Origin of the sequence: Acinetobacter sp. Leaf130, from assembly GCF_001423205.1 — a bacterium.
GTDB lineage: Bacteria > Pseudomonadota > Gammaproteobacteria > Pseudomonadales > Moraxellaceae > Acinetobacter > Acinetobacter calcoaceticus.
Genome location: NZ_LMOE01000001.1, coordinates 964829 through 990659, shown reverse-complemented (window position 1 = coordinate 990659; position 25831 = coordinate 964829). Strand labels below are relative to the sequence as shown.

Sequence of the window (25831 nt, the reverse complement as noted above, 5' to 3'; positions counted from 1 at the left end):
TTGGCTTTACTTATTATTCTTTGTGTATGTGTCAGTAAAGATGTCCAAAACTGTAAATCTCCCAGTGTCATATCGTATAAAAGTTTTCTATCGATTCTTGCTAGTTTTCGGTATGGGCTTTGCCTGTATGGCGTATTTAAGTCTTGGACTCATTGGAATTTTCCTTTTGACCCTCGACAAAGCTGAAGCTATATATCTCGCAGCATTTATAGCAATTCTATTTTACGTATTGTTCGTGATTATAGGTTTTTGCATTCAATCACTTTCGAAGCTCACTGGGCTATCAGTCGTTCTATGTGCCCTTTTCTTTTTTGCAACGCGTATGGTGGGTTATGCATAAAGGTATACGCCAATCTATGGCATGGCTACACTCATGGACTGGCTTAATTTTTGGATGGCTCGTATTTGCCATTTTTTTAATGGGAAGTTTGTCTTATTACCGCCACGAAATTAATTTATGGATGCAGCCTCCACTTGCACAATATGAAGTAAAGCAAGATATTGCTATTAAAACAGCATATCAATATTTACAAGAACATGCTCCAGATGCCAAATCTTGGTATTTAAATGTTGCAACACCTGAGAGTCCAGTAAACACCATGTATTGGGAAAAAGCTGACGGCGGTTATGGAAATGCAACTCTAGATGCAAACACTGGTCAAGAGCTTAAACTTTCGGCAACGCTAGGCGGCGACTTTTTTTACCGATTCCACTACCAACTTTTTGGTATTCCAATATTCATCGGGCGATTAATAGTATGTCTTGCCGCATTTATTATGTTGATTGCCTTGGTTTCAGGCATCATTACCCATAAAAAAATATTCACCGACTTTTTTACTTTGCGTACATTTAAGTCTCAGCGTTCATGGTTAGACTTTCATAATATTTCTTCGGTGATTGCCCTACCTTTCTTTTTAACCATTACATTTACAGGCTTAGCTATTTTCTTTTATTTATATCTGCCTTGGGGCATGCAAAAGCTCTATCCTGAAAATCCATATCAATATTTCACCGAAATACGTACAAAGACTGTGCTGGAAAACCAATCGATACAGCCAGCTCAGAACTTATCTATCGAAAAGTTATTAAGCCAAGTGCAACAAAATTGGGGAAATCAAACTTTATCGACAATTAGTGTAAAAAATCCAAATACCAATCAGGCGCAAATTACCTTTATTCAAAATGAAGATCATTCAATTACCCGTAATCAGGCTCAAATTACATTGAATGCATCAACAGGCAAAGTCTTAGCAGACACACGTAATAATAGTGCTATTGCAACACTGAATGCGGGAGTTTACGGTCTACACATGGCAACATTTGCCCAACCTTTACTTCGCTTAGGGTTCTTTTTCTCGGGCATTTTAGGTTGTGTCATGATTGCCTCTGGTTTGCTACTCTGGAGCCTTAAACGCCAAATTCAAAATAAGAACAGTAAGTTTCACTTTGGACACTATTTAGTTGACCGTTTAAATGTCGCAACTTTTGTAGGACTGCCGTGTGCAACTGTCGCCTATTTAAGTGCAAATCGATTATTTACAGTCACTTCAACCACAATCAATTATGAAATTTATAGTTTTTTCTTAGTCTGGCTAATCAGCTTAATCATTGCTTTAGTCACTAAAAAACAATATTTATGGCGAACTCAACTGAGTATTTTTATTCTGCTTTGTATGGCGCTTCCAGTCTTAAATCTAATTTATTTGCTCAAGCATGATTATGTTGAAAGCTTCAACAATTATTGGACATTTGCCCGTATAGATGTGTTTTTATGGATCTTTGCAGCTTTAGCAATTTTTATATTCTGCAAAATTCAGCCTATTCAGCATAAAGCTGTAGAAAAAATTCAAAAGAAGCTGAATAAATTAAATACTGAGGTGAGCTCATGATCTTTATAGCTTTCATCTTAATTTTATTAGGAATGTATTTGTTATTTATGGCGAGTGAAAAATATCGATCGCCAAAATCAACAGGCCATTTCAAATCATTAGCTCAAAAATATTACCAGCACTTTAAGATAGCTGCATTCATATTGTTTATTTTATGTGCATATATTCTGATTCGACATTATAATTTTTCAATTGGTTTTGTCAGTTGGTGGATATTTGCAACGCCGTTAACTTTTGGTCTCATACTTCTACTTAACCCATTAAAACCATCAAAATAATCTTAGATACTAATAATTTGATGAAAAATAGCTCAAGCTAAGCAATATTTTGATTGCTTAGCTTTTTTTTGCATAAGTAAATCATTATTCATGACAACTGTTTATCTCTAAAAGGAATAAGATATGGGCGTTTCGTGATAAGTGGCGATAAAGATGTCTGGTGCTTTTGAATTTATCTTAGCGGGTATGTTAGTTGGTTTCTGTGTAGGAATTACAGGAGTTGGTGGTGGATCATTAATGACACCAATTTTAATTGGCCTTTTTAGAATTGAACCGCATATCGCAATTGGTACCGATTTACTTTATGCCGCAATCTCAAAATTTTGTGGATCAATGGTTCATGCCAGAAAACTCAATATTGTCTGGCCTATTGTTTTATGGCTTGCAGTGGGTAGTATTCCAGCATCTTTCGTTACCTCATGGGTACTTGAACATTATTTAAGTCAGTCAACTCACTATAAAGCTGTGTTAACCATGGTTTTAGGTTTTATGCTAACACTGACTGGTGTTTCAATTATCTTTCGTTCTCGTATTGAAAAATTCTTCAATAAATTCAGAAATAAAGAAGTAATCCAAACAGAAAATGAGCAATTGGCTATTCACCATAAACGCCTCTACATCATCATCATGGGTATTATTTTAGGCGTATTCGTAACGCTTTCATCTGTCGGCGCTGGTGCATTCGGGATTATGGCACTCGTGATCATGTTCCCGAACTTACCAATGATTCGAATTATTGGTTCAGATGTGGTACATGCGGTATTGCTTACTTTAGTGGCCGGCCTTGGACACATGAGTGCTGGTAACGTCGACTTTACGCTTCTTATGTGGTTGTTGGTGGGTTCAATTCCAGCAATTATTGTAGGTACGCTCATTAGTTCCCGCATGCCTGAACGTTTAATCCGAAAAATTTTAGGGATTACCCTATTTGCTCTCGGTGTTAATTTTATGGTTAACCCGGTCAAAGCAAAACCAAAAGCCCCTGTGGTACAACAACAAGCAGTGATTGCCGAAAAAACAAGCAATTCAACTGAAAGATAGCAAAATCAATAAGATTTTTCCAAACTGAAATACCATGAGATGTAGGATTTTCATAATTATTTCATGGTATATTCAGTACACAAAACAACCTTTAGTATGATCGAACCAGTGACAGTAATGACTACACATTCAAAATCCGTTTCAAAGCCAGATATCGACGACCTTAATATTAAAAGCATTCAAACTCTTGTAACACCAGCTGAGCTTAAATCAGAGTTGCCTTTATCTGATGTTGCTTCACAAACCGTTCTAAAAGGTCGCGAAACTATTCGTAATATTTTAGATGGTTCAGATAACCGTTTGTTTGTCGTTATTGGTCCTTGCTCTATTCACGACCCGAAAGCTGCTCACGAGTATGCCGATCGCTTAAAAGTGCTAAGCGAAAAAGTTAAAGATACATTGTATCTAGTTATGCGTGTTTATTTTGAAAAACCACGTACTACAATTGGTTGGAAAGGTCTAATCAATGACCCAGACATGAATGACTCATTTAACATCGAAAAAGGTTTACGTATTGGTCGTAAACTCTTGCTTGAGTTAAATGAAAAAGGTCTGCCATGTGCAACTGAAGCACTTGATCCAAACTCTCCACAGTACTATCAAGACTTAATTTCATGGTCTGCAATTGGTGCACGTACCACCGAGAGTCAAACTCACCGCGAAATGTCTTCTGGTTTGTCATCACCTGTTGGTTTTAAAAATGGTACTGATGGTGGCTTAACTGTTGCAACCAATGCGATGCAATCTGTTAAATATGGCCATAGCTTCTTAGGCCTTAACGAAGACGGTCAAGTTTCAATTATTAATACGAGCGGCAACCCTTACGCACACGTTGTATTACGTGGTGGTAATGGTAAGCCTAACTATGATGCTGGCTCTGTTGAAGAAGCAGAAAATGCTTTAGCGAAAGCAAAAGTTAGCAATAAAATCATGATTGATGCGAGTCACGCGAACTCAAATAAAGACCCGTACTTACAGCCACTTGTTCTTAAAAATATTACTGAACAAATTTTAGATGGTAATAAGTCAATTGTTGGTCTTATGGTTGAAAGTCACTTAAAAGGCGGCCGCCAAGATATTCCTGAAAACCTTTGTGACCTAGAATATGGTAAATCAGTGACTGATGGCTGTATTGACTGGGAAACCACTGAAAAAACATTGCTTGAAATGCATGAAGCTTTAAAAGACGTTTTACCAAATCGTTAATTCATCTTTTTAAGAATATCGATTAAGCCCTCATTTTTGAGGGCTTTTTATTATAGCGTTTAAAAGTTTTACTATTTATAAATAAAAATAGCTTACGATAAAAGCAAAAAGCAGCACAGTTTCGCTAAGCTCAATCGCGGCCCCCACAGTGTCGCCTGTAATACCATCAATACGTTTTATAAACAGATGTCTTAAATAAACAAGGCTCATTAAAAAGCCAATCACGGCAATTAGACCCTGCCATCCCCAATATAAAGGTAGCAGCAAAACTAACCCAGTTATTAACCAAGACGCTGTTTTGGGTAAATGATCAGTCAGAGAACGGCCTAAACCTTTTTCTCGAACATATGGCGTAGTTAAAAACAAAATTGATGGCGCAAGGCGTCCAAGTGCAGGAAGCAATATTAAAAATAGCGTTTGATGTTGTTCAATCAGTACATAGACCAGTGCGAACTTGAGCAGACATATAAGAACTAAACTCAGTACTCCAATTGGGCCACAACTTGGATCCTTCATAATTTGTAAAGTACGTAACTTGTCTCCAGAACCACCTACCCACGCATCTGCCGTATCTGCCAGCCCATCTAAATGCAATCCTCCTGTTAGCCAAATCCATAAAGTCATTATGATGGCGGTAAGTAGAAGAATTGGTAGTTTTGCGAAAAGACATGCAATAAGAAAAAGAATGCCACCAATAATGAGTCCAACCAATGGATAAAACAAAATAGCTCGACCATTTTGTTGCGCCGTCGGTATTGTCTTTAGCTCTATCGGTAGAACAGTTAAAAATTGCAATGCAATCCAGAAAGGTGTCATATCCAAATCTCTAACTGATCTATATTTAAAAAACAGTTTGAATTATGAAGAAATAAAAATGGGAATAGCAATCCCTATTCCCATTAAAGACTTCAGAAAACTGAAAATCTATTGTATTTGATAGCACTGTTTCAATTTTATGTAGTCGTAGTAGAAACTAGTTGGGCTATAGCGCGCATAGTTACATGCAGACTTAAACAAAGTTTCTTTTTCGTTATAAAGCATTTTTACTAAAGTATTGCCTTGGCCATTTTGATAAATATCCCACTGTACGTTGGCAGCCATAGGTGAAACCACTTCTCCACGCCATGTGCTTGTTAAATAGTTATAAGTCTGGCGTAGAGGTAAAGGCTGCATCATATTATGTAAGTCTAGGCTGGTGACCAGAGGAATAATAATTTCAGCATGGGCAAAACGTAAAACCGCTTTGTAAGGTTGGGCTTTATTCACAACAGCATCAACTTGTTGGAACATATCTTGTTTTAAGCCTTGTGCAATTTCACTGGTGACCAGATTTGACTCTGTGAAACTTGGGCCTTTTTCGTAAAAATCATTAGCATCATTAAATTCAGCATAGAATTTTGCGGCTTCAACAGGCATATACTTATCAAAATCGATATCTTTTAGCTCATCTTTCATGCCACCAGAAATCGAATAGAGCTCATACACATAAGCTGCTGCATCAACTGCACTGGCGATAGTGTTTTTACCCTTACCTTTTTCCGTAATTTCCTCACCTTTAGACGAAGTTACGGTAAAAGACCCTGTATTACTAAAGCTATAACCCACTGTACCCAATTTTTTAATAAAGTCTGCTTTAAAAATCGGGTTGAGTACTGTCTGGGCAGTTTTTTCAGCTTGAGTATTTTTTGATAACTCATCTAACTTTTGGGCTAAATCATTATTATTTTCTTCAAAATCTTGATAGGCCTGACTTGCATCATAAATTTTCTGCTGACTAGCACTGAGTGGCTGTGTTAAGTCTTCATCTGCATTCAAACTATGAAAATAAAGTTTAAAACGATCTACCCCGCCATCTTCAACACTTGGAACGCTTTCACTCGACAAATTGGTATAAGAGACTGGAACAATTTTATCTTTGAGCTGGGGTTGTTGTTTAATGAGTTCAGCCGTAAAAAATTTAGCACTATCTACCGCACGATCGACACCTGAACTTTGTACCGATATAGAAGCTTGCGGATTTAAAAGATTTGGTAAACGTTGTAATAATCGATCTGCAATACCACGATGTTCTAAAATGCCCGTCATAGTTTCGTTTCCATAACCAAACTGGCGAATTCCCTCAACACCATAACCTAACAGAATATTGGCTTTCATCATGGCCTCTAGGTCAGCACCTAATTGCTCACCTAACGGCGTTAAGGCATTTTCTGCTTTTGCCTGCTTCCATAAATTATAAAGTGCCAAGTCATATTTGAGACTTGATAAACCTCTTGAACCATGACGTGCCACTAACTCTGTAAAAACTGGCTGGAACCCATTGGGTGCTTGTTCATAGCTTTTTAAATCTTGTTGGGGTTGATAAGGCGTTTTGGTTTGATAATACTTTGATTGGGTTGTAGGTGGTGTCGTTGGTTGATCATCTTGATTGTCATTATTGTTGCAGGCCACAAGCAATAATGACGCAGCAAGCATCGTCGTTGTAAATAAAATATTCATAAGTCTGATAAGTGATTAATAAGAAATGCCCATAGCATAATTTTTAGCAATGACAGTACGATTACATGACTTCAAATATCTTTATAAAAATAATAACTTACAAGTGTATAAAAATATAAATTTGCTATCTCAGCATAAAAGTTAATTGACCATCCATTTCAGAAAATTCGAGGGAATATAATTTCCCAAGCTCCGCTGGCATTTTAAGTAAGTCATCTAAAGGTTGTTGCTTGGCTAAACAAGCCAATAGCTTAATGACACCGCCATGGGTAACAACCAATCCATATTGCCAGTTTTGGTTTTGCATCTCTACAAGTAGTTCCTGAAAGCCTTTAAGAACCCTTGTTTGAAATTGCATTAATGTTTCTGCCCCAGGCGGGCAATATTGACTCGGTTTCTGCCAAAAATTTGCGAGCAATTCTGGTGAAGTTTCATAAATTTGCTGAGTTGAAATGCCTTCCCAGTGTCCAAAATACATTTCTTTTAAGTCATGATTTAAAAGCAAAGGCAGTTCAGTTGTTTTAGCAAGTTGCTCCGCAAAGCATGCACACCGTTTTAACGAAGAACTTACAATGACATCCCATGTCTGGTTTGTGTCTTGCTCAATGGTTGACTGCATTTGCTGCCAACCTTTTGGTGTTAGGTCATCATCTAAATGGCCACGTAAAGTATGGCTAAACTGAGTTTCACCATGTCTGAGTAAATCAATTTTCAATTTACTCAATTTTGTCTCCACTTACAGCAGCTTGAGCAAAGGTAGCCATTTGGTTGTGTAATACACATGCCATTTTAACTAATGCCAAAGCTGCTGCTGCTCCACTACCTTCACCTAAACGCAAATTCATCTTTAAAATTGGCTCGGCATTGAGTTCTTGCAAAATACGTCGGTGACCATATTCCGCCGATTGATGACCAAATAACATCCAGTCACGTACTTTAGGGTTCATTCGTACTGCACATAAAGCAGCTACCGAACTAATAAAGCCATCCACAATTACAGGTAAGCCAATTTGAGCACATCGAATGTAAGCACCGGTTATCGCCGCAATTTCCAAGCCGCCTACAGCACTTAGGGTTTTAAAGGCATCCCCAATCACATGTTGGTAGTGACGCTCTATTGCCTGCTCAATCACTTCAATTTTATGTCTTAACTGATCGGCACCAATTCCTGTACCTACGCCAGTTAATTGCTCAGCCGTATCATTTAATAAAAGACATGCTAAGGCAGAAGCAGAACAGGTATTTCCAATTCCCATTTCACCCGCAATATAAATATCTGCGCCGTCGGCTTTAGCTTTATCTACGCTCTGTTTTCCTAATTCTAAAGCAGCACGACATTCTTCAGCATTCATTGCCACTTGTTTGGCAAAATTTGCTGTCCCTGCACGAATACAATGACGTTCAACACCGACATATTCGTATGCTTCGCCTACTGTTCCACAATCAATGACTTGCAAATGAGCTTGATGATATTTAGCAATTACACTAATTGCTGCACCACCAGTTGTGAAGTTTTGCAACATTTGGCGTGTGACAGCTTGAGGATATGCAGAGATATTTTCTTCAACCACGCCATGATCGCCTGCAAAAACTGTGATCCATGGATAGTTAACTTGAGGATGAGCATTGGACTGTAAACTGGCAAGTGTAATTGCAATCTGCTCTAAATCGCCTAAGGCACCTGTAGGTTTTGTGAGTTGGAGTTGATGTTGCTCAGCTTGTTTTTTTGCTTCCAGATTAGGTTGCTGTACAGATTCTAACCACCAGTTCATGTTATTTCTCACCTTTTAAAATCATTGGAAAACCAGCCACACAAAACACAACTTTATCTGCAATTTGTCCTAAAGCTTGATGCAGTCTTCCTGCTTCATCTACAAAACGACGGCTAATCTCGCCTAATGGCACAACACCTAGACCAGTTTCATTACTGACTAAAATAATTTCTGATTGAAGCTTAGGTAAAACTTTTAACAGCTGCTCACATTCAAACTCTTGAACGTTTTGATCATCTAAAAGTAATAAATTCGTTAGCCAAAGCGTTAAACAATCCACCAGAATGATTTGATTAGGTTGATCAATTTTTTGCAAAGTTTTTGCCAAAAATAATGGCTCTTCAACCAAAGACCAGTCAGCAGGACGCTGATTTTGATGGTGTGCAATACGGCTTTGCATTTCTGAATCAAGCGCTTGCGCCGTCGCGACATAAGTCACAGCTAATTGCATAGATATTGCCGTTTGTTCAGCCAGTCGACTTTTACCAGAACGAGCACCACCCAAAATTAGTTGCAACATGAATCACCTAAAAATAAATGCTGATATGGATATAACTTACCTTGTAAAGTTTGAGCCTGGTAATAACCAAACGTCAAATGCTCAATTTTAAGTTCAAATTCAGCATGTTTATATTGTACAGGTAATTGAGAAATTTTTTGAAAAATCAAATCACTATTATAGTTTTCTTTATATAAACCCAAGGTGATATGTGGGCAATAATCTAAAGCTGCAATTTCATTAGAAACCGTGCCTAACTTTTGTCGTATTAGAGATAAGATATTTCCGGCATCTTGAATTTCTACAAATAAAGCACTACTAAAACTATCAACTGCTCCAATTTTTAAATGAAATGGAGCAAAATCCTCTTTTCTTAAAATTTCTCTCTGTTGCTCAAACTCACTAAAACTAAAATCATCTTTATAAAGTTTAGATTCATCAGTCAAAAAACCACATATAAACAATGTGACATGATATTGGCGGCTATTAGGTTCTAATAAAAAATCTGAAAAATGTCTGCGCAATCCATCTAAATAATTAACTAATTTTTGATCATTAATTTCCAGATACCATAAAGCATAGTTTTGACGCCCAAGGTGCCATTCCAGATAGTCCCGTATAGATGTTGGCACCATGGATGTCGAAGGTTTTAGCAGCACAGCTTTAATTCAAAATGATTCAATTTTTGTATTAAAGCATGTTTGCCTTTTAATTGTGGAATCTTAATTCATTGAACGAATTTAAGCATATTGAGTGCGCGTAGTTTTGGAGTTAATAATATTCATGTTCAAAGGTTGCTTACCTTGTTCAGAAAATAAATATTGAATTAATTGTGTTAACTCAACTTCCAGCTGTCTTTTCTGAACTGTACTCATGTCCAAGTTCTGAATTTGTTGCTGCAAATGTTTAATCGCATCAGTCTCATCAATTTCTAAAAATTGAATTGCATAGGCATAACCTAAAGCGGCGCCTTTTAATAAGTTTTTATAGGATAAATCATGATTAATATTCACCACAATTGAAGCTATTACCCGTTCATTGTGACCCAGTTTACGTAGCGGATCTCGCGCAACACGCTTACATGGATCTTTAAATGCATATTCACATGAATCTAGAAAACTCTGCGCGAGTCGATCTAGATCTTTTGCATAGTTAGGTAATACGATTGCAAGTCCTTGCTTTACTTCTGTAATTAAATTCTCTGCAAATGTTTTAACAGAACTATCGCCCATAGCAACACCAATAGAATCATAACCCAGTAAAGATGCATACCAAGCAAGCATCGCGTGTACGCCGTTCCATAGTCGGTTTTTGATTAATTGAATATCTGTAATTTGCTCAACCAACACAACTTGGCGCAATTTTTCGAGTAAAGGGCTACCTTTTTCTACATAAATTGGCATATCAGTTTCGCTATGGAACAAGATTAGATCCATGCTTTGTAATATATGTCCTGGCTGAAAATTACGACGCATATTATCTACATATAAAGATGCCTGATTTTGCTGATCTTGGGTCAGTTTATTGCAATCTTCAATTTCGACCTGCTCTTCATGTTCCACATCAGATAAATGCTGTTCAAGAAAATGATGCTTAATACGAAGCTGACGATATAGATTTTGATTAGACAATTTTGAAACCATACGGTTTACAACGGTGTCGCAAAAGTAATGTTCTTTTAAAATATGCTCCGTCACGTCTTCATCATTAGTTAGTTCTAAAAGTGCTTCTCTAAGATGCTTCATCACCAAATATTTTGCACCAACTTTATTTAAAATAATTAAAAAAGTTAAAGGTTCTATACATGTTTCGAGTGCCGAGTTAAAACGAGCGTATAAACCTTTTGCAATCGTTTTTGACTCAACTTCAATAGCTTTTTCTGGTAAGCACAGTGCTATCAAACTTGAATGGGTATACATCTCTAACATTTGCTGTTCATTGTCAGAATCAACAATTGTCATATTTTCAATGCGTTCATCATAAGAAAACTGTCCATAGCGAATGCTATAAGTTCCAAACGCATTTACAGCTTCACGGAATAGACTATTACGCGTGGAAGCAATAATACGTCTTGGTTTTGTGTATCCATCCCAGTGTGACAAGATTTGCGCTATATATCCGCCGCCAATAGCACCAAAACCGTGTATGCCAACGGTAAGTTGATTTAGGCTTTGCGGAAAAGACTCTTGTCCTTGTGGCATATCCATAACAGGAATAAATTGGTCGAGATCTGTTAAGAAGTCATACATCTGATCGTAATAAAAATCAGCTTTTGCCAACATTTCATCATTTGGTTCTTTAATATCTTTTAATAAAATTGTTAGACCTTCCGATGAGTGAGCTGATGTTAAACCATTTTCAGAATCTTCAAACATTAAACATTGGTTAGCATCTAAATGAAGCTGACTTGCTGCTTTCAGAAATATTTCAGGATGAGGCTTTCCATTTTGTACTTCATCCCCACAAGTAATTACATCAAAAAATTTATAAACATTCGCGTTAATTAAATATTCTTCGGCAATTGCTCTACGACTTGAAGTAGCCACAGCCATTCTTAAACCTGATTTTCTTAAACGTTCTAAAACTTGAACCAAACCTTTCTTAATAGGTACGCCGTGTTTTCGTATATGTTCAAGCTCCATCTCATCGGCTCTTTTTCGTATCTCTTTATATGGAACATTCACACCATACAAACGTTGAGCCAATTGTTCAGCAGTAGTTGCACTTAAACCTAAACATTGCATTAAATATTCGTGTGAAAATTCCTGTCCAATGAGTTCTTGAGATGCTTGTTGCAATGTTTGAAACCGTAACCTCTCAGTATCAAACATTGTCCCATCCATATCAAAAATTGCTCCATGAACAGGTTTTCCATGAAAAATAAGCACGCTTTTACCTCTTTTTTTGATCATGTTTTATTCAGGGTATACAAAAAATTGGCTAAAAAGACAGGATGTTAATAAATGAAACACTAGTGGTCATTTTTTAATCAAAAATATAAGTGATCTGTTACTGAGCAGAGTTAAAACTCTAAAAAGGTTGAACAATATAAATAAGTATGAAACTAACTTTAAATGCAAGAGTAGCAAGCCATCCTCGCTTGCTACTCTTGGTTTATTCTTTTTGTTGCGCTGATAATATTTATTTTTCTTAGTTCCATTTACCGCTGCTTGAACCTGCATATTTTTATAATGTCCTGCAGGCGCTTACATACCAGAAATCAACTCATCTTTTTCAACATCATTGTTATTGGAGTCTCTGGTATAACTTTAAATCGCCTAAAAGTTAGCATTACAGTAGTAGACGTTAAACTTAATTACTAGAACATTCCTCAACTTTTGATATAGATAATGATAATCATTTTCATTTAATAATGCAAGTTTATTTTATTATTTTTTTTAAATTTATTAAGGAATACCTATGATTTATAGATATTCCCTATCTCACTTCACATTAATAATTAAATGTATAACTGAGGCCGTAAGTACGTCCTTCAGCTGGTATACTTTCTACAAGGCCATATACTTTTTCTGCTTGTTGACTATAGACAGTTCGATAGTCTCTATTCCAAACATTATATACACCAAAATCTATACGTCCTTTCCAAGCTGGAAAATGTGCCAAAACATCCATCGTGCTATAGCCTTTAATTTTTACAGCTGAAAGTGAGCCATCTTTTACTGCTTCATTTGTACCTTTTATAGCAAGCATTTGCACACGACCACCATATCCTTCATCACTGTTCCACTCGGCAAAAACAGTACCTTTTATTGGTGAAACTTGAAAAGCATTCAACTCTTTCCATTTACCATCCGTATCTTTATATTGACCTCGCGTATAACCAAGTGTTCCCCCAACTTTAAACTCTTCCATAAATGGATAGGTCGCCGTTAGTTCAGCACCATAAACACGCTGGTCTTTGTCCATAACTTCAGCAACAGTTTCTTTATTATTGTTCTTGTAAAACTGAACTACTTTATCTGAAGTATTATAGAAACCTGTTATACCTAGATTTAGGCTTCGCTCCCCTTGTAAACGCCAGCCTAGTTCATAGCTGTTTACACTAATTGGCTGGATATTCGCTGTTGAGATATTAAATGCATCACGCATCATCCGTTGTACATCTGGAAAACTAAAACCTTGAGAGAAATTAGCAAATATTTGCTGCTCATCTGTTAATTTATATATCGCTCCCAAATTGAATAAAACAGCATCGTCATTTACAGATCCGCTTGGCTGTATCCCGTTTTTAGTCGAGTACTGTTCTGTTTCAGCTTTAATATATTGATAACGAGTACCAGCCTGGACATTCATACGGTCTGTTAAAGCGTAATCACCTTGTATAAAAACGCCAGCACTTTGAATTGTTGTATTTGGACCGGCATCGGAAGTTTTACCTGTAGGTTTATAGGTCAAACCTGTATTAAATGCTGTGAAATGCTCGTAGTGTTGTTGATCTTTTTCATGTTCATAATCTAAACCATAAGTTAGATTAAGATCACGATTCATAATATTTAAATCACTTTGTACTGTTGAACGCAGACCAGCCACTTCAATTTCAGATTGAGATTGCTTTGCTTCTGTACCTTCCCCTCCTAAAAAGACTGGAAAGAAACGAGCATCTTCTTTACGGTAATATCCTTCTAAATTTAAGACCTGACCTAAAATATCTTTATTTTGATATTGAGTGTTGAATGCATAGCGCTCTGTAAAAGGCTGATTAGATATTTCTAAACCCTTTTTCCCAATATATGAGTTAGGCGCTCCTCCATAAATATAATTTTTTCCATAATCAGGACCATAATTCGTATCTTGTTCATCCTTATAATACTGTGCACCCAAACTTAGTGATTGGTTATCAGTTAAATCTATATTTATACGACTATTAATATCAATTGTATCAGTATCAGGACGGCTACCTTGCATAGGTGCTATAGCAATACGATCACCATGGCTATCGAACTGAGATCCGCGACTAGTGAAATTAGCCCCTAAGAAACCATTTACATTATCTTTATTAAATGAAATAGATTGGCCAATTTCATAAGCTAGACTATCACTCCTAAATGTATCGGAAGACTTAATACCAAGTTTAGTTTCAAAACTTACTGGTTTAGTCGAATCAGCACGTTTCGTAATAATATTAATAATCCCGCCGGTAGAACCTGATCCATAAATACTTGTAGCTCCAGAAAGAACTTCAATACGTTCAATCATGCCTGGACTAATACTATTTAACTGCCGAGCAACATCGCGTGATCCATTTTGTGATACGCCGTCAATCATAATCATGACATCACGACCACGCATTGTTTGCCCATAGTTGGTAGTCGTTCCACTACTTACCCCGAGTGATGGAACCAACTGAGCCAGTATATCGGCAATTTTTCGTCCAGCAGTTGCCTGTTGTTCAATTTGCTGCTTTTCAATCGTTTGAACTGTGCCTGCAATTTCAGCAATATTTTTGGGCGTCCTTGTCGCCGTCACTATAATTTTTTGCAATTGAGCTACAGGCTTTTGTGTCGGTTGATTATTAAGAGCTGCCTTTTCAATATTTGTATTTGCATAAACCTGCTGCGCAAATATTGCTGCTAGAGCAATACAACAAGGTTTTAATTTAAAATACCGTGATTCAGCACACATCAGATGATTTGAGTTAGCCTCAACCTTTTTGTATTGATGCATTTTCCCTTTCTCCAAACCCAAAAGTTATTAGATAGTTATAAGGCTCGGAATAATACTAAATATAAATAATAATGAGAATTTTTTTTATTAAAAACTTGATTTAATACTACCTATCTTAAAATTAGTTAATTTAATGAGATAAGAAATAAATTTATTTTACTAATCAAGTACATCAAAAAATTGAGCATTTAAAAGTTGGGCTAAATCTTTAGGGTTTAAGCCAATATCTAGTCCCCGTTTCCCTCCACTCACATAGATTTTGCTAAAGTTTTGTGCTGATGCATCAATAACAGTTTTTAAGCGTTTCTTTTGGCCTAAAGGGCTAATTCCTCCTACTAAATATCCCGTTAAACGTTCAGCATCTTTAGGATTAGCCATCTGTAATTTTTTACATCCAAACGCCGTAGCTACTTTTTTAAATTTAATTGGTGATTAACCGGCAAGACAGCAACAAAATAATTCTTATCGTCACTTACCATTAGAGTCTTAAATACTTCTTTTACATCCAAATCTAATTTTTCGGCTGCTTCTAATCCAAAACTTTTGGCATTTGAATCATGTTCATATTCATGAATTGAAAATTCGATTTTATTACTTTTTAATAGTCTACATGCAGGAGTCATGATAAGTGGTGTTATAGATGAAATTGTTTGGATTATAGTTTTTTTCAAAAAATTTTTAAATTTGCTTAGGCTATTTACAAGAGTTACATAAAAATTCAATCAGCAACTGAAGAAAAAATAATCTCAACTTGATATTCGCTGCTCGACTCCATATATTTTATTTAGATTTGAAGTCTGAGCTGACAATTTTATGAGTTATAAACACAACAATCTGATGGCTATGCGTCACCGTTTTTGGGATGAATCTTCAGATTCTGTATTAAACGAAAAACAGTTTTTACAGCAGACATTAATTGAACAAGGTATTTTTAATGAGGCAACTCTTGAGGATGTGAAGTATTTTTTCTACACCTTGCCTAGCATTATTATTGTAAAAGCCCATGCATTCGGTTTTATGCATGATTCAGTCAAGCAGATGTTATTGCAACATATTCAGAATAATCGCCTTCATTTAATGCAGAAATCTGAATTAAAGATTCAATTTAAAATGTAATCCATTTTGTTATCAAAGGTCCGTTTTATCTTAGTTTTATTCGTTTGAATGCCCTTAATTTCTTAAATTTATAAATTGCTTAGGCTATTTAGTAGTTAATGAAATAAAGATGGTGATTTCGACCTATCATTCAGTCTGAGAGAACTATTTTAATACGCTCAAAACATGTAATATTCGTTACAATTTTAGATCACAGCGTTTGGCTGCATGATGCGCATAGGATTCTATTTTCATGTCAAATCAGAAAGATAAGCTTAAGAGTTTAAAAACTTCTTCCATGGATCGACGCTTATCAATCGCGAAAGCTTCTTTACTTGCAGGAACACGTTGGGCAACTGCAAGTGCTTCTTCTATATTTTCTAATGAGGAAGAAAAAGAAAAGAAACGTAAAAAAGCGTTGAGCGAACAAGCTAATTATCTGGTTTCTGAAATAGGCAAACTTAAGGGTTCTATTGTTAAAATCGGGCAAATGATGGCCCTTTATGGTGAACATTTTTTACCAGAAGAAATTACACAAGCATTAAATACCCTAAATAACCAAACTGTTGCTTTAGATTGGCCTGCAATTAAGCCACATCTACAAGAACAACTGGGCGCTAAGTTAAATGATTTAACGATTGATCATGAACCAATTGGTACCGCCTCTCTCGCACAAGTACACCGTGCAACACGTAAATCAGATGGCTTGGAATTAGTTCTAAAAATTCAATATCCAGGTGTTGCGAACGCAATTGATTCAGATATGAGCTTGTTTAAAAACATGCTTAAACTGACACGTATGGTGCCACAAACCCGTGAATTTGATCAGTGGTTTGATGAAGTGCGTGAAATGATGCATCGTGAAGTTGACTATGATGTTGAAGCTGCCACTACTCGTCGCTTTGGTGAACGCTTAAAAGATGACGAGCGTTATATTGTTCCTACAATTATAGATGAGTATTGTACCAACCAAGTACTCTGCATGACTTTCGAACGCGGTGTTCCAATCAATAGCCCTGTTATGTTGTCTTTGCCTCAAGAGCGTCGTAATCAGCTTGGTGAAGCTTCATTAGAAATTGCTGTTCGTGAAATTTTTGAATGGGGCGAAATGCAAACCGATCCTAACTTCGGTAACTACCTTGTCCGTTTAGGTAATGGCCAAGATGTTCAGGATAAGATTGTATTATTAGACTTTGGTGCTATCCGTCAGTTTGATGACCACTTGTTATCGGTTGCCCGTAATCTAATTCAGGCAGGTTATCAACATGATAAACAATTAATGATACAAGCCATGACTGGTTATGAATTTTTTGATGCAATGCCGGAAAGCATTAAGCCAGGTATGGCCGATGTTTTTCTATTAGCGACAGAAGCATTTAGCACACCATCAAATAATCCAGATATGCCTGCTGGTCTAATGGATGAACATGAACGTTATGACTGGAAGAAAAGTCAGTTACATAGCCGTGTTATGCAGCAAGCGAGTAAATCAATGGCATCACGTTATTTCTCGGTCCCTCCCAAAGAATTTATGTTTATTAGTCGTAAATTTATTGGGGCATATACGTTTATGACAGTCATTGATGCTAAAACAAATGTACGTCGTATGATTCGTAACTTCGGTTAATTTCATGAAGGGCTAGAATGGTTCCATGTCATTCTAGCCAATACCCCTCTAAACACACCACAAAAAATTTATTTTAAATAAATAAAATCATACACTTAAAATACGTTTATTTTTTCCCTACCATTTATCCACTCATTTTTTGAATGTCACTAACGACATAGTCTTTTACTATAATGCGTGTCAGCATAAAACAATAACAACGTGTTAGGACACCATAATCATGACAAGTATGATCAATAAAGCTCAGGGTTTGGGTTTATCGCTGATCACAAAATTGGCTGGAAGCGATGTACTTGATCAACTCAAGTTACGTAAATTTTTAGAAAAATCCCTTTATCAAGGTTCAAAAGCTGGTTTTAGAGCATTAAGCCAGACTCAAAAAGCATTTAAACCTAAGCCAATATCTCAACAACGTCTACCTCAGCAGAACAAGAATCTGTTTGATTTAAACCTAACCGAAGAACAACAAATGACTTCCGAAGCAATGTCTCAATTTGCTCAAGAAGTTCTATTGGGGTTAGCTCATGATGCAGATCAGACTGCTCAGTTTCCAGAAAGTCTTTGGCAATATGTAGAAGATCTTGGTCTTAACTACTATGCACTTCCAGAAGCATTAGGCGGTGTAGCAACTGAACAAAATATTGTAAGCAACTTATTGATTGCTGAAAAATTGGCTGAAGGCGATTTTAGCCTTACAGCTGGATTACTCAGCACATTTAGTGTCATTAATGCAATTACGCGTTGGGGTTCTGCCGAAGTTCAGTCGATGTACTTACCTTGTTTTGCAGAAGACTCAGACATTACAGCAACCTTTGCTGTACAAGAAGCAACTCCAGCATTTAATCCTTATGTATTAAAAACCAAAGCATCGCTTGAAAATGATCAATTCTATATTGAGGGTGAAAAAACGCTTGTTATTTTAGGTGATCTGGCCGATATCTTTTTAGTAAGTGCGGACTTTAATGGCAAGCCAGATATATTTGTAGTGCAATGCAACGATAGCATTTCTATCAAAAATACGCCTGCTATGGGCCTTAAAGCGACAGAAACAGCAACTTTACGCTTTAATCACACTCCTGCTCTACGCTTAGGTGCAACAGACTTTGATTACACTGCTTTCTTAGATCTGGGAAATTTAATGTGGTGTGCAATGGCTGTTGGTACTTGTGACGCTGTAAAAGCCTATTGTATTAAATATGCCAATGAACGAACTGCTTTCGGAGAGCCGATTTCTCACCGTCAAAGTGTCGCTTTCATGATTGCAGATATGGCAATTGAAATTGATGCAATGCGTATGTTGATCTTGAATGCTGCAAGCCGTGCTGAAGCAGGTCAATCATTCCATCGTGAAGCCTACCTTGCTCGTTTACTTTGTGCTGAAAAATCCATGAAAATTGGTACAGATGGTGTGCAAATTCTTGGAGGACACGGTTTCACAAAAGAACACCCTGTTGAACGTTGGTATCGTGATTTACGAGCTACTGCAATTTTACATTCTGGCTTACATGCATAACTGATGATCAGAGGATAATACAATGAACTTACAAAATCCTAAAAAATTCAAAATGATGATTGATCAGGCACATGATGTTGCGATCAATGTTTTACGCCCTATTTCTCGTAAATATGATAAAGCTGAGCATGCTTATCCAAAAGAGCTCGATATGTTAGCTTCACTCATTGATGGTATGAACGAAGGTGGCGAAGGCATTAATGCAGGCGCTGCCGTTGGTAAAAAACGTGGTGATGTTGAAACAGGCAATAAAAATGGTAATAACATTTCAACTGCCCTTGGCGTAATTGAAATGTGTTATGGCGATGCAGGCATGATGCTAACAATGCCACGCCAAGGACTTGGAAACTCAGCCATTGCCGCTGTTGCCAATGACGAACAGCTTGAGCGCTTCAAAAACACTTGGGCGGCAATGGCAATCACAGAACCAGGTTGTGGTTCTGACTCAGCAGCGATTCGTACCACAGCAACCAAAGATGGCGATGAATATGTCATCAATGGCGAAAAAATCTTTGTAACTTGTGGTGAGCGTGCTGACTCTGTTGTCGTTTGGGCGACTTTAGATAAAAAACTGGGTCGTGCTGCGATCAAATCTTTTGTTGTACCTAAAGGTACACCTGGCATGAAAGTTGAACGCTTAGAATATAAATTGGGCATTAAAGTATCAGATACTGCCGTGATCAGTTTTATTGACTGTCGTGTTCCTGCTGCCAACCTTCTAGGTAATCCTGAAATTGATGTGGCTAAAGGTTTTGCAGGCGTGATGGAAACTTTTGACAACACTCGTCCATTGGTTGCAGCGATGGCGGTTGGTTGTGCGAAAGCCTCTTTAGAACGTATTAAAGAGATTTTTAAAGATCAACTTGATGCTGACTATAAAACACCGTATTTACAAGCTTCTAATCTTGCTGCTCAAATCTATCGTATGGAAGCTGAATGGGAAGCTGCACGTTTGCTAACGCTAAAAGCCTGTTGGATGGCAGATAATAGAAAGCCAAACTCTAAAGAGGCTTCTATTGCGAAAGCCAAAGCTGGCCGTGTGGGTAACGAGATTACTTTAAAATGTGTCGAACTGGCTGCAAGCATGGGCTATAACGAAGATGAGTTACTTGAGAAATGGGCACGCGATTCGAAAATTCTCGATATCTTTGAAGGTACTCAACAAATCCAGCAATTGATTATTGCCCGCCGAGAACTTGGTAAATCTTCTAGCGAACTAAAATAATAATTAAGGGAAATTTTTCCCTTCTTTTATTAGCTCTTTATGTCAAAACTTAAAAAGCCCTCTAGTTATTAAACTAGAGGGCTTTGTACTTCAGGAATTAATATTTTTATTTATTGGGTAGTTGTACTATCTAACGTTTTATCAACTACACCAAATTTCTTAAAGATTTTTGCACGACGCTTTGATGAAATATTCGCTTTGTTTAAATCACCTTTATAGTGATCAAAAACTCGCTTATCCATTATTTTAAACCACAATGAAGGGATTAATGCCGGTAGTAGCATACTTGCGTAGCCGCTTGGTAGCTCTGGTGCCTCATCAAAATGACGTAATGCTTGGAATGGACGAGTTGGATATGCATGATGGTCTGAATGACGCTGCAACTGATACAAGAATAAGTTTGTTACTACGTTATTGTTGTTCCAGCTATGCTCAGGCATTGTGCGCTCATAATTACCATCAGCTTTTTTCTGACGCAATAAACCATAGTGCTCAATATAGTTAATAATTTCGAAAAGACTAATACCATAAAAAGCTTGAGTCGCTAAATATGGAATTGTACCTTTACCAAAGATTCCAACCATAGAACCATGAAAAGCAGCAGTCATTCCCCAGCCTTGTAATAATTCATTATCTGAAGACCAGAATTCTTTACCTTTACGTTTTAAACGATTTTTTTCAATTTCTATTGCAGATTTAAAAGAACCAATAACTGTACGTGGCCAGAACTCATAGAATGTTTCACCCATACGTGATGAAGCTGGATCTTCTGGTGTTGCTGCACGCTTATGATGACCGTAAGGATGTTCAATACGGAAATGGTTATAACCTGTAGGAACTAAAGCAAGATGAGACAGAATATGGTCTATACGATCATGCTTATGACTTAACTCATGGGCTGTATTAATCGCAATACCATTAATTGCACCCATTGAGATACCAAGTAAAATCTTATCAATAAAAGATGTCGTTTTACGACTTGTTAAATAACATGCATAAACATTTGCAGCGTACTGTAGAGGAATAAAGCTCTTCACAAGACGAGAATAATATGGATCTTTTTCTAAAAGCTTAATTTCTTCATCTGTCGGATTTCGAGCATCTTTCCCAATAATAGTATCAATTGCCGGAATCACGACATGTAATAAAAGTGGACCACCTAAAGCAAAGACTTTCTTTAAAGGGCGTGGACCAAACTGATAACCTGCTAAAATACCTAAACCGATAGCAGGTAAAGCAGGACTAATCATCCATAAAAAGCGTTTGCGATCTATTTCACGCATAGACGCAGGCACTGGCATAAGTTCTTGCTGAACATTTACTGGTGCATTCATAGCTATATTTCCTTTTTCTATATGTCTATATAGTTAAAGAAATAGTGTTTAGTTAACAGTAGTAACCGTCCAAAAAACCTATGTTAAAGTCTTTGGCATTTTCTTCCACTTTTTTGTCCTAAAAACACATGTTGATCTATTCTTATAGCTCACTATAATTTTATTAAAATAATGATTGATCATTTAAATATGGATGCACTAAGTAAATTTTTTGATGATATTCACCTTAATAAGTCTGAATACATCTATTTAAAAGCGCAAGGAGAATGGGCTTTTAAAACACAAGATCAATCTGCTCTACTTGCTTATATTGTTTTAACTGGTTCAGTATATATACAACTTAATGCTTCAGAAAAAATAACTGCGACTGCTGGTGATATTATTTTAATTCCCTCTGGGAAAGCACATAGTGCGACTGACTCAAAATCAACAGCGAGTAAGTTGGTAGATTCTCTGGATATCACTTCGCTTTTTAACGGTCACAGACAAGACGCAATCGAGTTTGGTACTTCATCTCCGGATAATACATTATTACTATGTTTACGCTGCCAAATCGATACTCATATGGCTGGGCCACTCATTAATGCACTGCCGTCCATCATGCATATTCAACATGAAAATCAGACCAACCCACCTGAATGGCTACAAATTGGACTCTATTTTCTAGCCATTGAAACTCAAAAAATCAGGCCGGGCCACGACAAAATTATTGATCATTTAGTCAGTATTTTACTCATTGAATGCATCCGTGATCATATTCAACAAATGACAGATCAACAAAACTGGTTAAGTGCCTTAACTCATCCTGAACTGAGCAATGCCCTATCTGCTATTCATAGCCAACCTGAAGTCACATGGACAGTTGAATCTTTAGCTGAACAATGCTGTATGTCACGTTCTAAATTTGCGAATATATTTAACAGTATTATTGGTGAGCCACCCCTCACATATTTGCAGCATTATCGTTTTCGCTTGGCAAGTCAGTATTTACGCACAAGCAACTTATCAATTCAGCAAATTTCAAATAAGGTCGGCTACTCATCTGAAACAGCATTTAGTCAGGCATTCAAACGAATTTTTGATTTATCTCCTAAACAATATAGACAGCAATATATTGGACATACCTTAGATTAACTACCAATAAAAAAAAGCGCCTCGGCGCTTTTTTTATTGAATCAAATTATTATTTAATTTTCGCATGTGATTTTAAATATTGACTGTAATCTTCTAATATTTGTTGACCACGCGATTGACGATAAAGTTGCTTTAACTGCTGTAACTGATCAGCAGGAATAGCATTCGCAGCAGATGAATTTACATTTGAAACTGCAACAACGACCAGCTCATTTGGTAAATTCGCTGTTGAAACAGACCACATACCTGGCTTAGGTGTAGCTGCACTAAATGCTGCGCGCTCAATTTCACGCTTTAATCCTTGTGAACGACTAAATACGCCAGCCGATTCAAATGCTACTTTATTTTTAGCAACAACTTGATCGGCTGGTTGAGTTTTAAATTCAGCCAACATTGTAGCAATTTTTGCTTGAACAACTTTACGCGCTTTTTCATCGATAACTTTTGCTTTCGCTTCATTCATCGCTTGTGCTAAAGGTTTTACACCAGCAGCATGATAATCACGTACTTTAACCCATACCGTATCACCATTCGCTAACTGAATATTAGATGATGTATTACGGTCACCATTTTTCACGTCATCATTAAACAATTTAATTTTAACGTTTGGATCACTTAAATACGGATTTTGTGTAGCTAAAGTTACGCCATTTAATGATTCAACTTTTGTACCTTTTACTTCTTGCACAACAGCTTCTAAAGAATCATTACCAACAATCGTTTCATTTAGACTATTTACGGTATCTGAATAAACAGTCGCAACTTTATTCTTTTCAACCTCAGCTGTTAAACGCGCCTTCTCTGCTTCGAATGAAGGGATTTGATTAGCTTGAGTTTCTGCCTCAATAATATGATAACCATATTGAGTTTTTACTGGTTGAGAAATTTGTCCATTTTTTAAGCTCACTACAGTTTTATCAAACGCATCGGAAAACACACCTGGTGCATATGCTTCAACTAAACCACCTTTTGCTTTCGAACTTGGATCTTCAGAGAACTGAAATGCAGCTTGTGCAAATGTAAGACCGCCTTGAATTTTCGCATATACTTCTTTAGCAAGTTTTTGAGCTGCTGCATCATCACGAGCATCTGTAGTAATTAAAATATGCTTCACAGTCCGTTTAGCATCTTTTTTCTGAGTTTCAACGAACTTGCTATATGCTTGCTGAAGTTCAGCTTCAGTTGCAGGAGCTGGTTTAGCCATCAGTGATGGAGACACAACAACATAATCCACGTCAACAGAAGCTTGTTGCTTAAACTCATTTTGGTGTTTGTTGTAATAATCTGTAGCTTCTTGATTAGAGGCAGTTAAACCAGTTTTATAACCATCTAATTTAATACTAGCCAAATGTAATGTACGTTGTTCAGTTTGCAAATTCGCAATTTGCATTAAATCAACTTTACTTACTAAAGAATAATCAGAAAAAGTTGACGTTAGCATTTTTAAAGCATGATCTTGACGAAGGCTAGATATTAAGCCCTGACTTGTCATACCAATAGAACGTAAATAATTTTCATAGAGTTTTTGCGAGAATTGCCCATTCTCTTGCAAACTAGGCTGCTGAGCTAACATCTGCTCAATTTGAGTATCACTCAGTGAAATACCTAGTTTTTCAGCTTGTTGAATTAGTAAATTACGTGACACTAAAATATCGAGTGCCTTAGCCTGAATAACAGGCAAATTAAGTAAACTCTCATCACCTTTAACAGCAGCTAAATATTGTTCTTTGTAAGACTGAGTTAAAGTTTCAAGGTCTTTTTTAGATATTTCTTGGCCATTTACTGTCTTTGCAACATCAGCCTTGTTTCCCCTATTAAAATATCCTTCAATACCTACAAGTGCTAAAGGGGTCAAAAACAAAATTAGAAGGACTTTGCCGAGCCAACCCTTAATGACTGTACGAAACGATTCCATAAGTATTCCAATATTTTATTTCGAGGCGAATTTTAACTGAAAAACCACAATCAATGAATGAGCAATATTGGTCAATTCAGATTTTTAATAAAAAACGCGCCTATATTGGCGCGTTTAATCATCTTAAAAGATTAAGCTACTGAATCTTTAAGACCTTTACCAGCTTTGAAGCTAGGTACTTTTGTCGCTTTAATTTGAAGCTCTTCACCAGTTTTAGGGTTACGACCAGTACGTGCAGCACGTTCTTTAACACTGAAAGTACCAAAACCAACTAAAGTTACTGTGTCACCTTTTTTAAGTGCTTCAGTAATTGACGCAATTGTCGCATCGAGTGCCTTGCCTGCATCAGTCTTAGATACTCCCCCTTTTTCAGCAATTGCATCGATTAATTCTGATTTATTCATGAATAAAACATCCTCTTAATATCGTTTGTTTAAGGTCCAAGGCTATAGTTTAAAAGGCCATGACGCCTTTATAGCAATGCTTTGGGGGAAAACGCAATACTAGAGCAGGGCTTTTAGCGAAAATAAATGCTAAAAAACTGTTATATATTTGCTAAATCCCAACATTTTTTACTTTTTATTCAATTTTTCTTTCAATTGCTGGTTTTCTTCTATTAAAGCATCCACCTTAATATGAAGCTGTACCAAGAGCTGTTCAATGTGCTGTAAATCCTTCGGAGTCACCAGTCCAATCCGGTTTAAAGAATGGTTAACACTCGTATCAAGAATTTTTTCTACTTTATCTTTTGTTTCAGATACAGATTCTTTTGCTTTTTCTGTGACCTTACCAACAGTAGTATCTGCTAAATCTCCTGTTTTAGATTCTAGCTCTTCACCTACCTTAACCAGAGAGTCAAATAGCTTATTACCTTCTTCTTCTGCGCGTGAAAAAGCCCCTAGCCCTGCTAACCAAATTTGCTTGGTATACTTTCTAAAATCCAAAGCCGACTTTCTTGAACTTCTTGATTTTAATTTGTTTTTTTCTTCTGACTCTTCTGTCGAGGTATCTATATTTACATTATCCATTGATCTAAGCTCCTAATCAGATGAGAGAGATGATGACTGATTTGACCACAAAATATTTCTATAATATCAAAGTAAAGACTTGATCCATTTACAA

22 protein-coding genes and 1 pseudogene are annotated in these 25831 nt (G+C 36.7%); 10 read left to right on the top strand and 13 right to left on the bottom strand.

Annotated elements, in window-relative coordinates:
• Positions 1-40: 40 nt before the first annotated feature.
• The 5 genes from ASF86_RS04285 (at position 41) to ASF86_RS04265 (ending at position 4414) form a co-directional block, all read left to right on the top strand.
• Positions 41-340, top strand: a complete 300-nt coding sequence (locus tag ASF86_RS04285; RefSeq protein WP_056479741.1) for a hypothetical protein — start codon at positions 41-43, stop codon at positions 338-340.
• Positions 333-1889 carry a PepSY-associated TM helix domain-containing protein gene (locus tag ASF86_RS04280; RefSeq protein WP_056479738.1) on the top strand — a complete coding sequence of 519 codons (1557 nt, stop codon included), beginning with the start codon at positions 333-335 and terminating at the stop codon, positions 1887-1889. The genes ASF86_RS04285 and ASF86_RS04280 overlap by 8 nt, the downstream gene beginning before the upstream one ends.
• The gene (locus tag ASF86_RS04275) at positions 1886-2167 is read left to right on the top strand and encodes a hypothetical protein (RefSeq protein WP_056479735.1); all 282 of its coding nucleotides are present in this window, start codon (positions 1886-1888) and stop codon (positions 2165-2167) included. The genes ASF86_RS04280 and ASF86_RS04275 overlap by 4 nt, the downstream gene beginning before the upstream one ends.
• A gap of 153 nt (positions 2168-2320) precedes the next feature.
• Complete coding sequence (locus ASF86_RS04270; protein ID WP_056479732.1) at positions 2321-3208, top strand: sulfite exporter TauE/SafE family protein; 888 nt, start codon at positions 2321-2323, stop codon at positions 3206-3208.
• A gap of 96 nt (positions 3209-3304) precedes the next feature.
• Positions 3305-4414, top strand: a complete 1110-nt coding sequence (locus ASF86_RS04265) for a 3-deoxy-7-phosphoheptulonate synthase (RefSeq protein WP_080028257.1) — start codon at positions 3305-3307, stop codon at positions 4412-4414.
• 75 nt (positions 4415-4489) lie between these two features.
• Here ASF86_RS04265 and ASF86_RS04260 read toward each other — a convergent pair whose 3' ends face one another.
• From ASF86_RS04260 to ybaK, 9 genes and pseudogenes are all read right to left on the bottom strand, one after another.
• Positions 4490-5230, bottom strand: a complete 741-nt coding sequence (locus ASF86_RS04260) for an adenosylcobinamide-GDP ribazoletransferase (protein ID WP_056479729.1) — start codon at positions 5228-5230, stop codon at positions 4490-4492.
• Positions 5231-5338: 108 nt separating this feature from the next.
• The gene (locus ASF86_RS04255) at positions 5339-6910 is read right to left on the bottom strand and encodes a histidine-type phosphatase (protein ID WP_056479726.1); all 1572 of its coding nucleotides are present in this window, start codon (positions 6908-6910) and stop codon (positions 5339-5341) included.
• Between the two features lie 124 nt (positions 6911-7034).
• Positions 7035-7634, bottom strand: coding sequence for a histidine phosphatase family protein (locus tag ASF86_RS04250; RefSeq protein WP_056479723.1), 600 nt, complete (start codon positions 7632-7634; stop codon positions 7035-7037).
• Positions 7627-8682: a nicotinate-nucleotide--dimethylbenzimidazole phosphoribosyltransferase gene (gene cobT, locus ASF86_RS04245; protein ID WP_056479720.1), complete on the bottom strand. Its 1056-nt coding sequence runs from the start codon at positions 8680-8682 to the stop codon at positions 7627-7629. The genes ASF86_RS04250 and cobT overlap by 8 nt, the downstream gene beginning before the upstream one ends.
• A 1-nt stretch (position 8683) precedes the next feature.
• Positions 8684-9202 carry a bifunctional adenosylcobinamide kinase/adenosylcobinamide-phosphate guanylyltransferase gene (cobU, locus tag ASF86_RS04240; protein ID WP_056479717.1) on the bottom strand — a complete coding sequence of 173 codons (519 nt, stop codon included), beginning with the start codon at positions 9200-9202 and terminating at the stop codon, positions 8684-8686.
• Complete coding sequence (locus ASF86_RS04235; protein WP_056479714.1) at positions 9190-9816, bottom strand: 2'-5' RNA ligase family protein; 627 nt, start codon at positions 9814-9816, stop codon at positions 9190-9192. Before ASF86_RS04235 ends, cobU begins: the two co-directional genes overlap by 13 nt.
• Before the next feature lie 105 nt (positions 9817-9921).
• Entirely contained in the window at positions 9922-12069 is a 2148-nt protein-coding gene (gene mtlD / locus ASF86_RS04230) for a bifunctional mannitol-1-phosphate dehydrogenase/phosphatase (RefSeq protein WP_056481737.1), read from the bottom strand.
• Positions 12070-12634: 565 nt separating this feature from the next.
• The gene (locus ASF86_RS04225) at positions 12635-14866 is read right to left on the bottom strand and encodes a TonB-dependent receptor (protein ID WP_080026978.1); all 2232 of its coding nucleotides are present in this window, start codon (positions 14864-14866) and stop codon (positions 12635-12637) included.
• A gap of 159 nt (positions 14867-15025) precedes the next feature.
• Positions 15026-15489 (bottom strand): annotated as a pseudogene (ybaK, locus tag ASF86_RS04220) (Cys-tRNA(Pro) deacylase).
• 190 nt (positions 15490-15679) lie between these two features.
• Here ybaK and ASF86_RS04215 point away from each other — a divergent pair.
• The 4 genes from ASF86_RS04215 (at position 15680) to ASF86_RS04200 (ending at position 20326) form a co-directional block, all read left to right on the top strand.
• Positions 15680-15982 carry a hypothetical protein gene (locus ASF86_RS04215; protein WP_005040994.1) on the top strand — a complete coding sequence of 101 codons (303 nt, stop codon included), beginning with the start codon at positions 15680-15682 and terminating at the stop codon, positions 15980-15982.
• 232 nt (positions 15983-16214) lie between these two features.
• On the top strand, positions 16215-17588 hold the full coding sequence (locus tag ASF86_RS04210) for an ABC1 kinase family protein (protein ID WP_056479712.1): 1374 nt from the start codon (positions 16215-16217) through the stop codon (positions 17586-17588).
• A gap of 229 nt (positions 17589-17817) precedes the next feature.
• Complete coding sequence (locus ASF86_RS04205) at positions 17818-19101, top strand: acyl-CoA dehydrogenase family protein (RefSeq protein WP_171066183.1); 1284 nt, start codon at positions 17818-17820, stop codon at positions 19099-19101.
• 22 nt (positions 19102-19123) lie between these two features.
• Positions 19124-20326 (top strand): acyl-CoA dehydrogenase family protein, encoded by a 1203-nt coding sequence (locus ASF86_RS04200; RefSeq protein ID WP_056479709.1) that lies wholly within the window; start codon positions 19124-19126, stop codon positions 20324-20326.
• Between the two features lie 110 nt (positions 20327-20436).
• Here ASF86_RS04200 and ASF86_RS04195 read toward each other — a convergent pair whose 3' ends face one another.
• On the bottom strand, positions 20437-21660 hold the full coding sequence (locus ASF86_RS04195) for an alkane 1-monooxygenase (protein WP_017390594.1): 1224 nt from the start codon (positions 21658-21660) through the stop codon (positions 20437-20439).
• Positions 21661-21849: 189 nt separating this feature from the next.
• On the opposite strand from ASF86_RS04195, the gene ASF86_RS04190 reads away from it, so the two are divergent.
• Entirely contained in the window at positions 21850-22794 is a 945-nt protein-coding gene (locus ASF86_RS04190) for an AraC family transcriptional regulator (RefSeq protein WP_413772528.1), read from the top strand.
• A 49-nt stretch (positions 22795-22843) separates the two neighbouring features.
• Here ASF86_RS04190 and ASF86_RS04185 read toward each other — a convergent pair whose 3' ends face one another.
• The 3 genes from ASF86_RS04185 to ASF86_RS04175 all read right to left on the bottom strand — a co-directional run bounded on the left by ASF86_RS04185 (position 22844) and on the right by ASF86_RS04175 (position 25737).
• The gene (locus ASF86_RS04185) at positions 22844-24709 is read right to left on the bottom strand and encodes a SurA N-terminal domain-containing protein (RefSeq protein ID WP_056479703.1); all 1866 of its coding nucleotides are present in this window, start codon (positions 24707-24709) and stop codon (positions 22844-22846) included.
• A gap of 131 nt (positions 24710-24840) precedes the next feature.
• Positions 24841-25113, bottom strand: coding sequence for an HU family DNA-binding protein (locus ASF86_RS04180; protein WP_001043034.1), 273 nt, complete (start codon positions 25111-25113; stop codon positions 24841-24843).
• A gap of 168 nt (positions 25114-25281) precedes the next feature.
• The gene (locus ASF86_RS04175; RefSeq protein WP_056479700.1) at positions 25282-25737 is read right to left on the bottom strand and encodes a phasin family protein; all 456 of its coding nucleotides are present in this window, start codon (positions 25735-25737) and stop codon (positions 25282-25284) included.
• Positions 25738-25831: the final 94 nt, after the last annotated feature.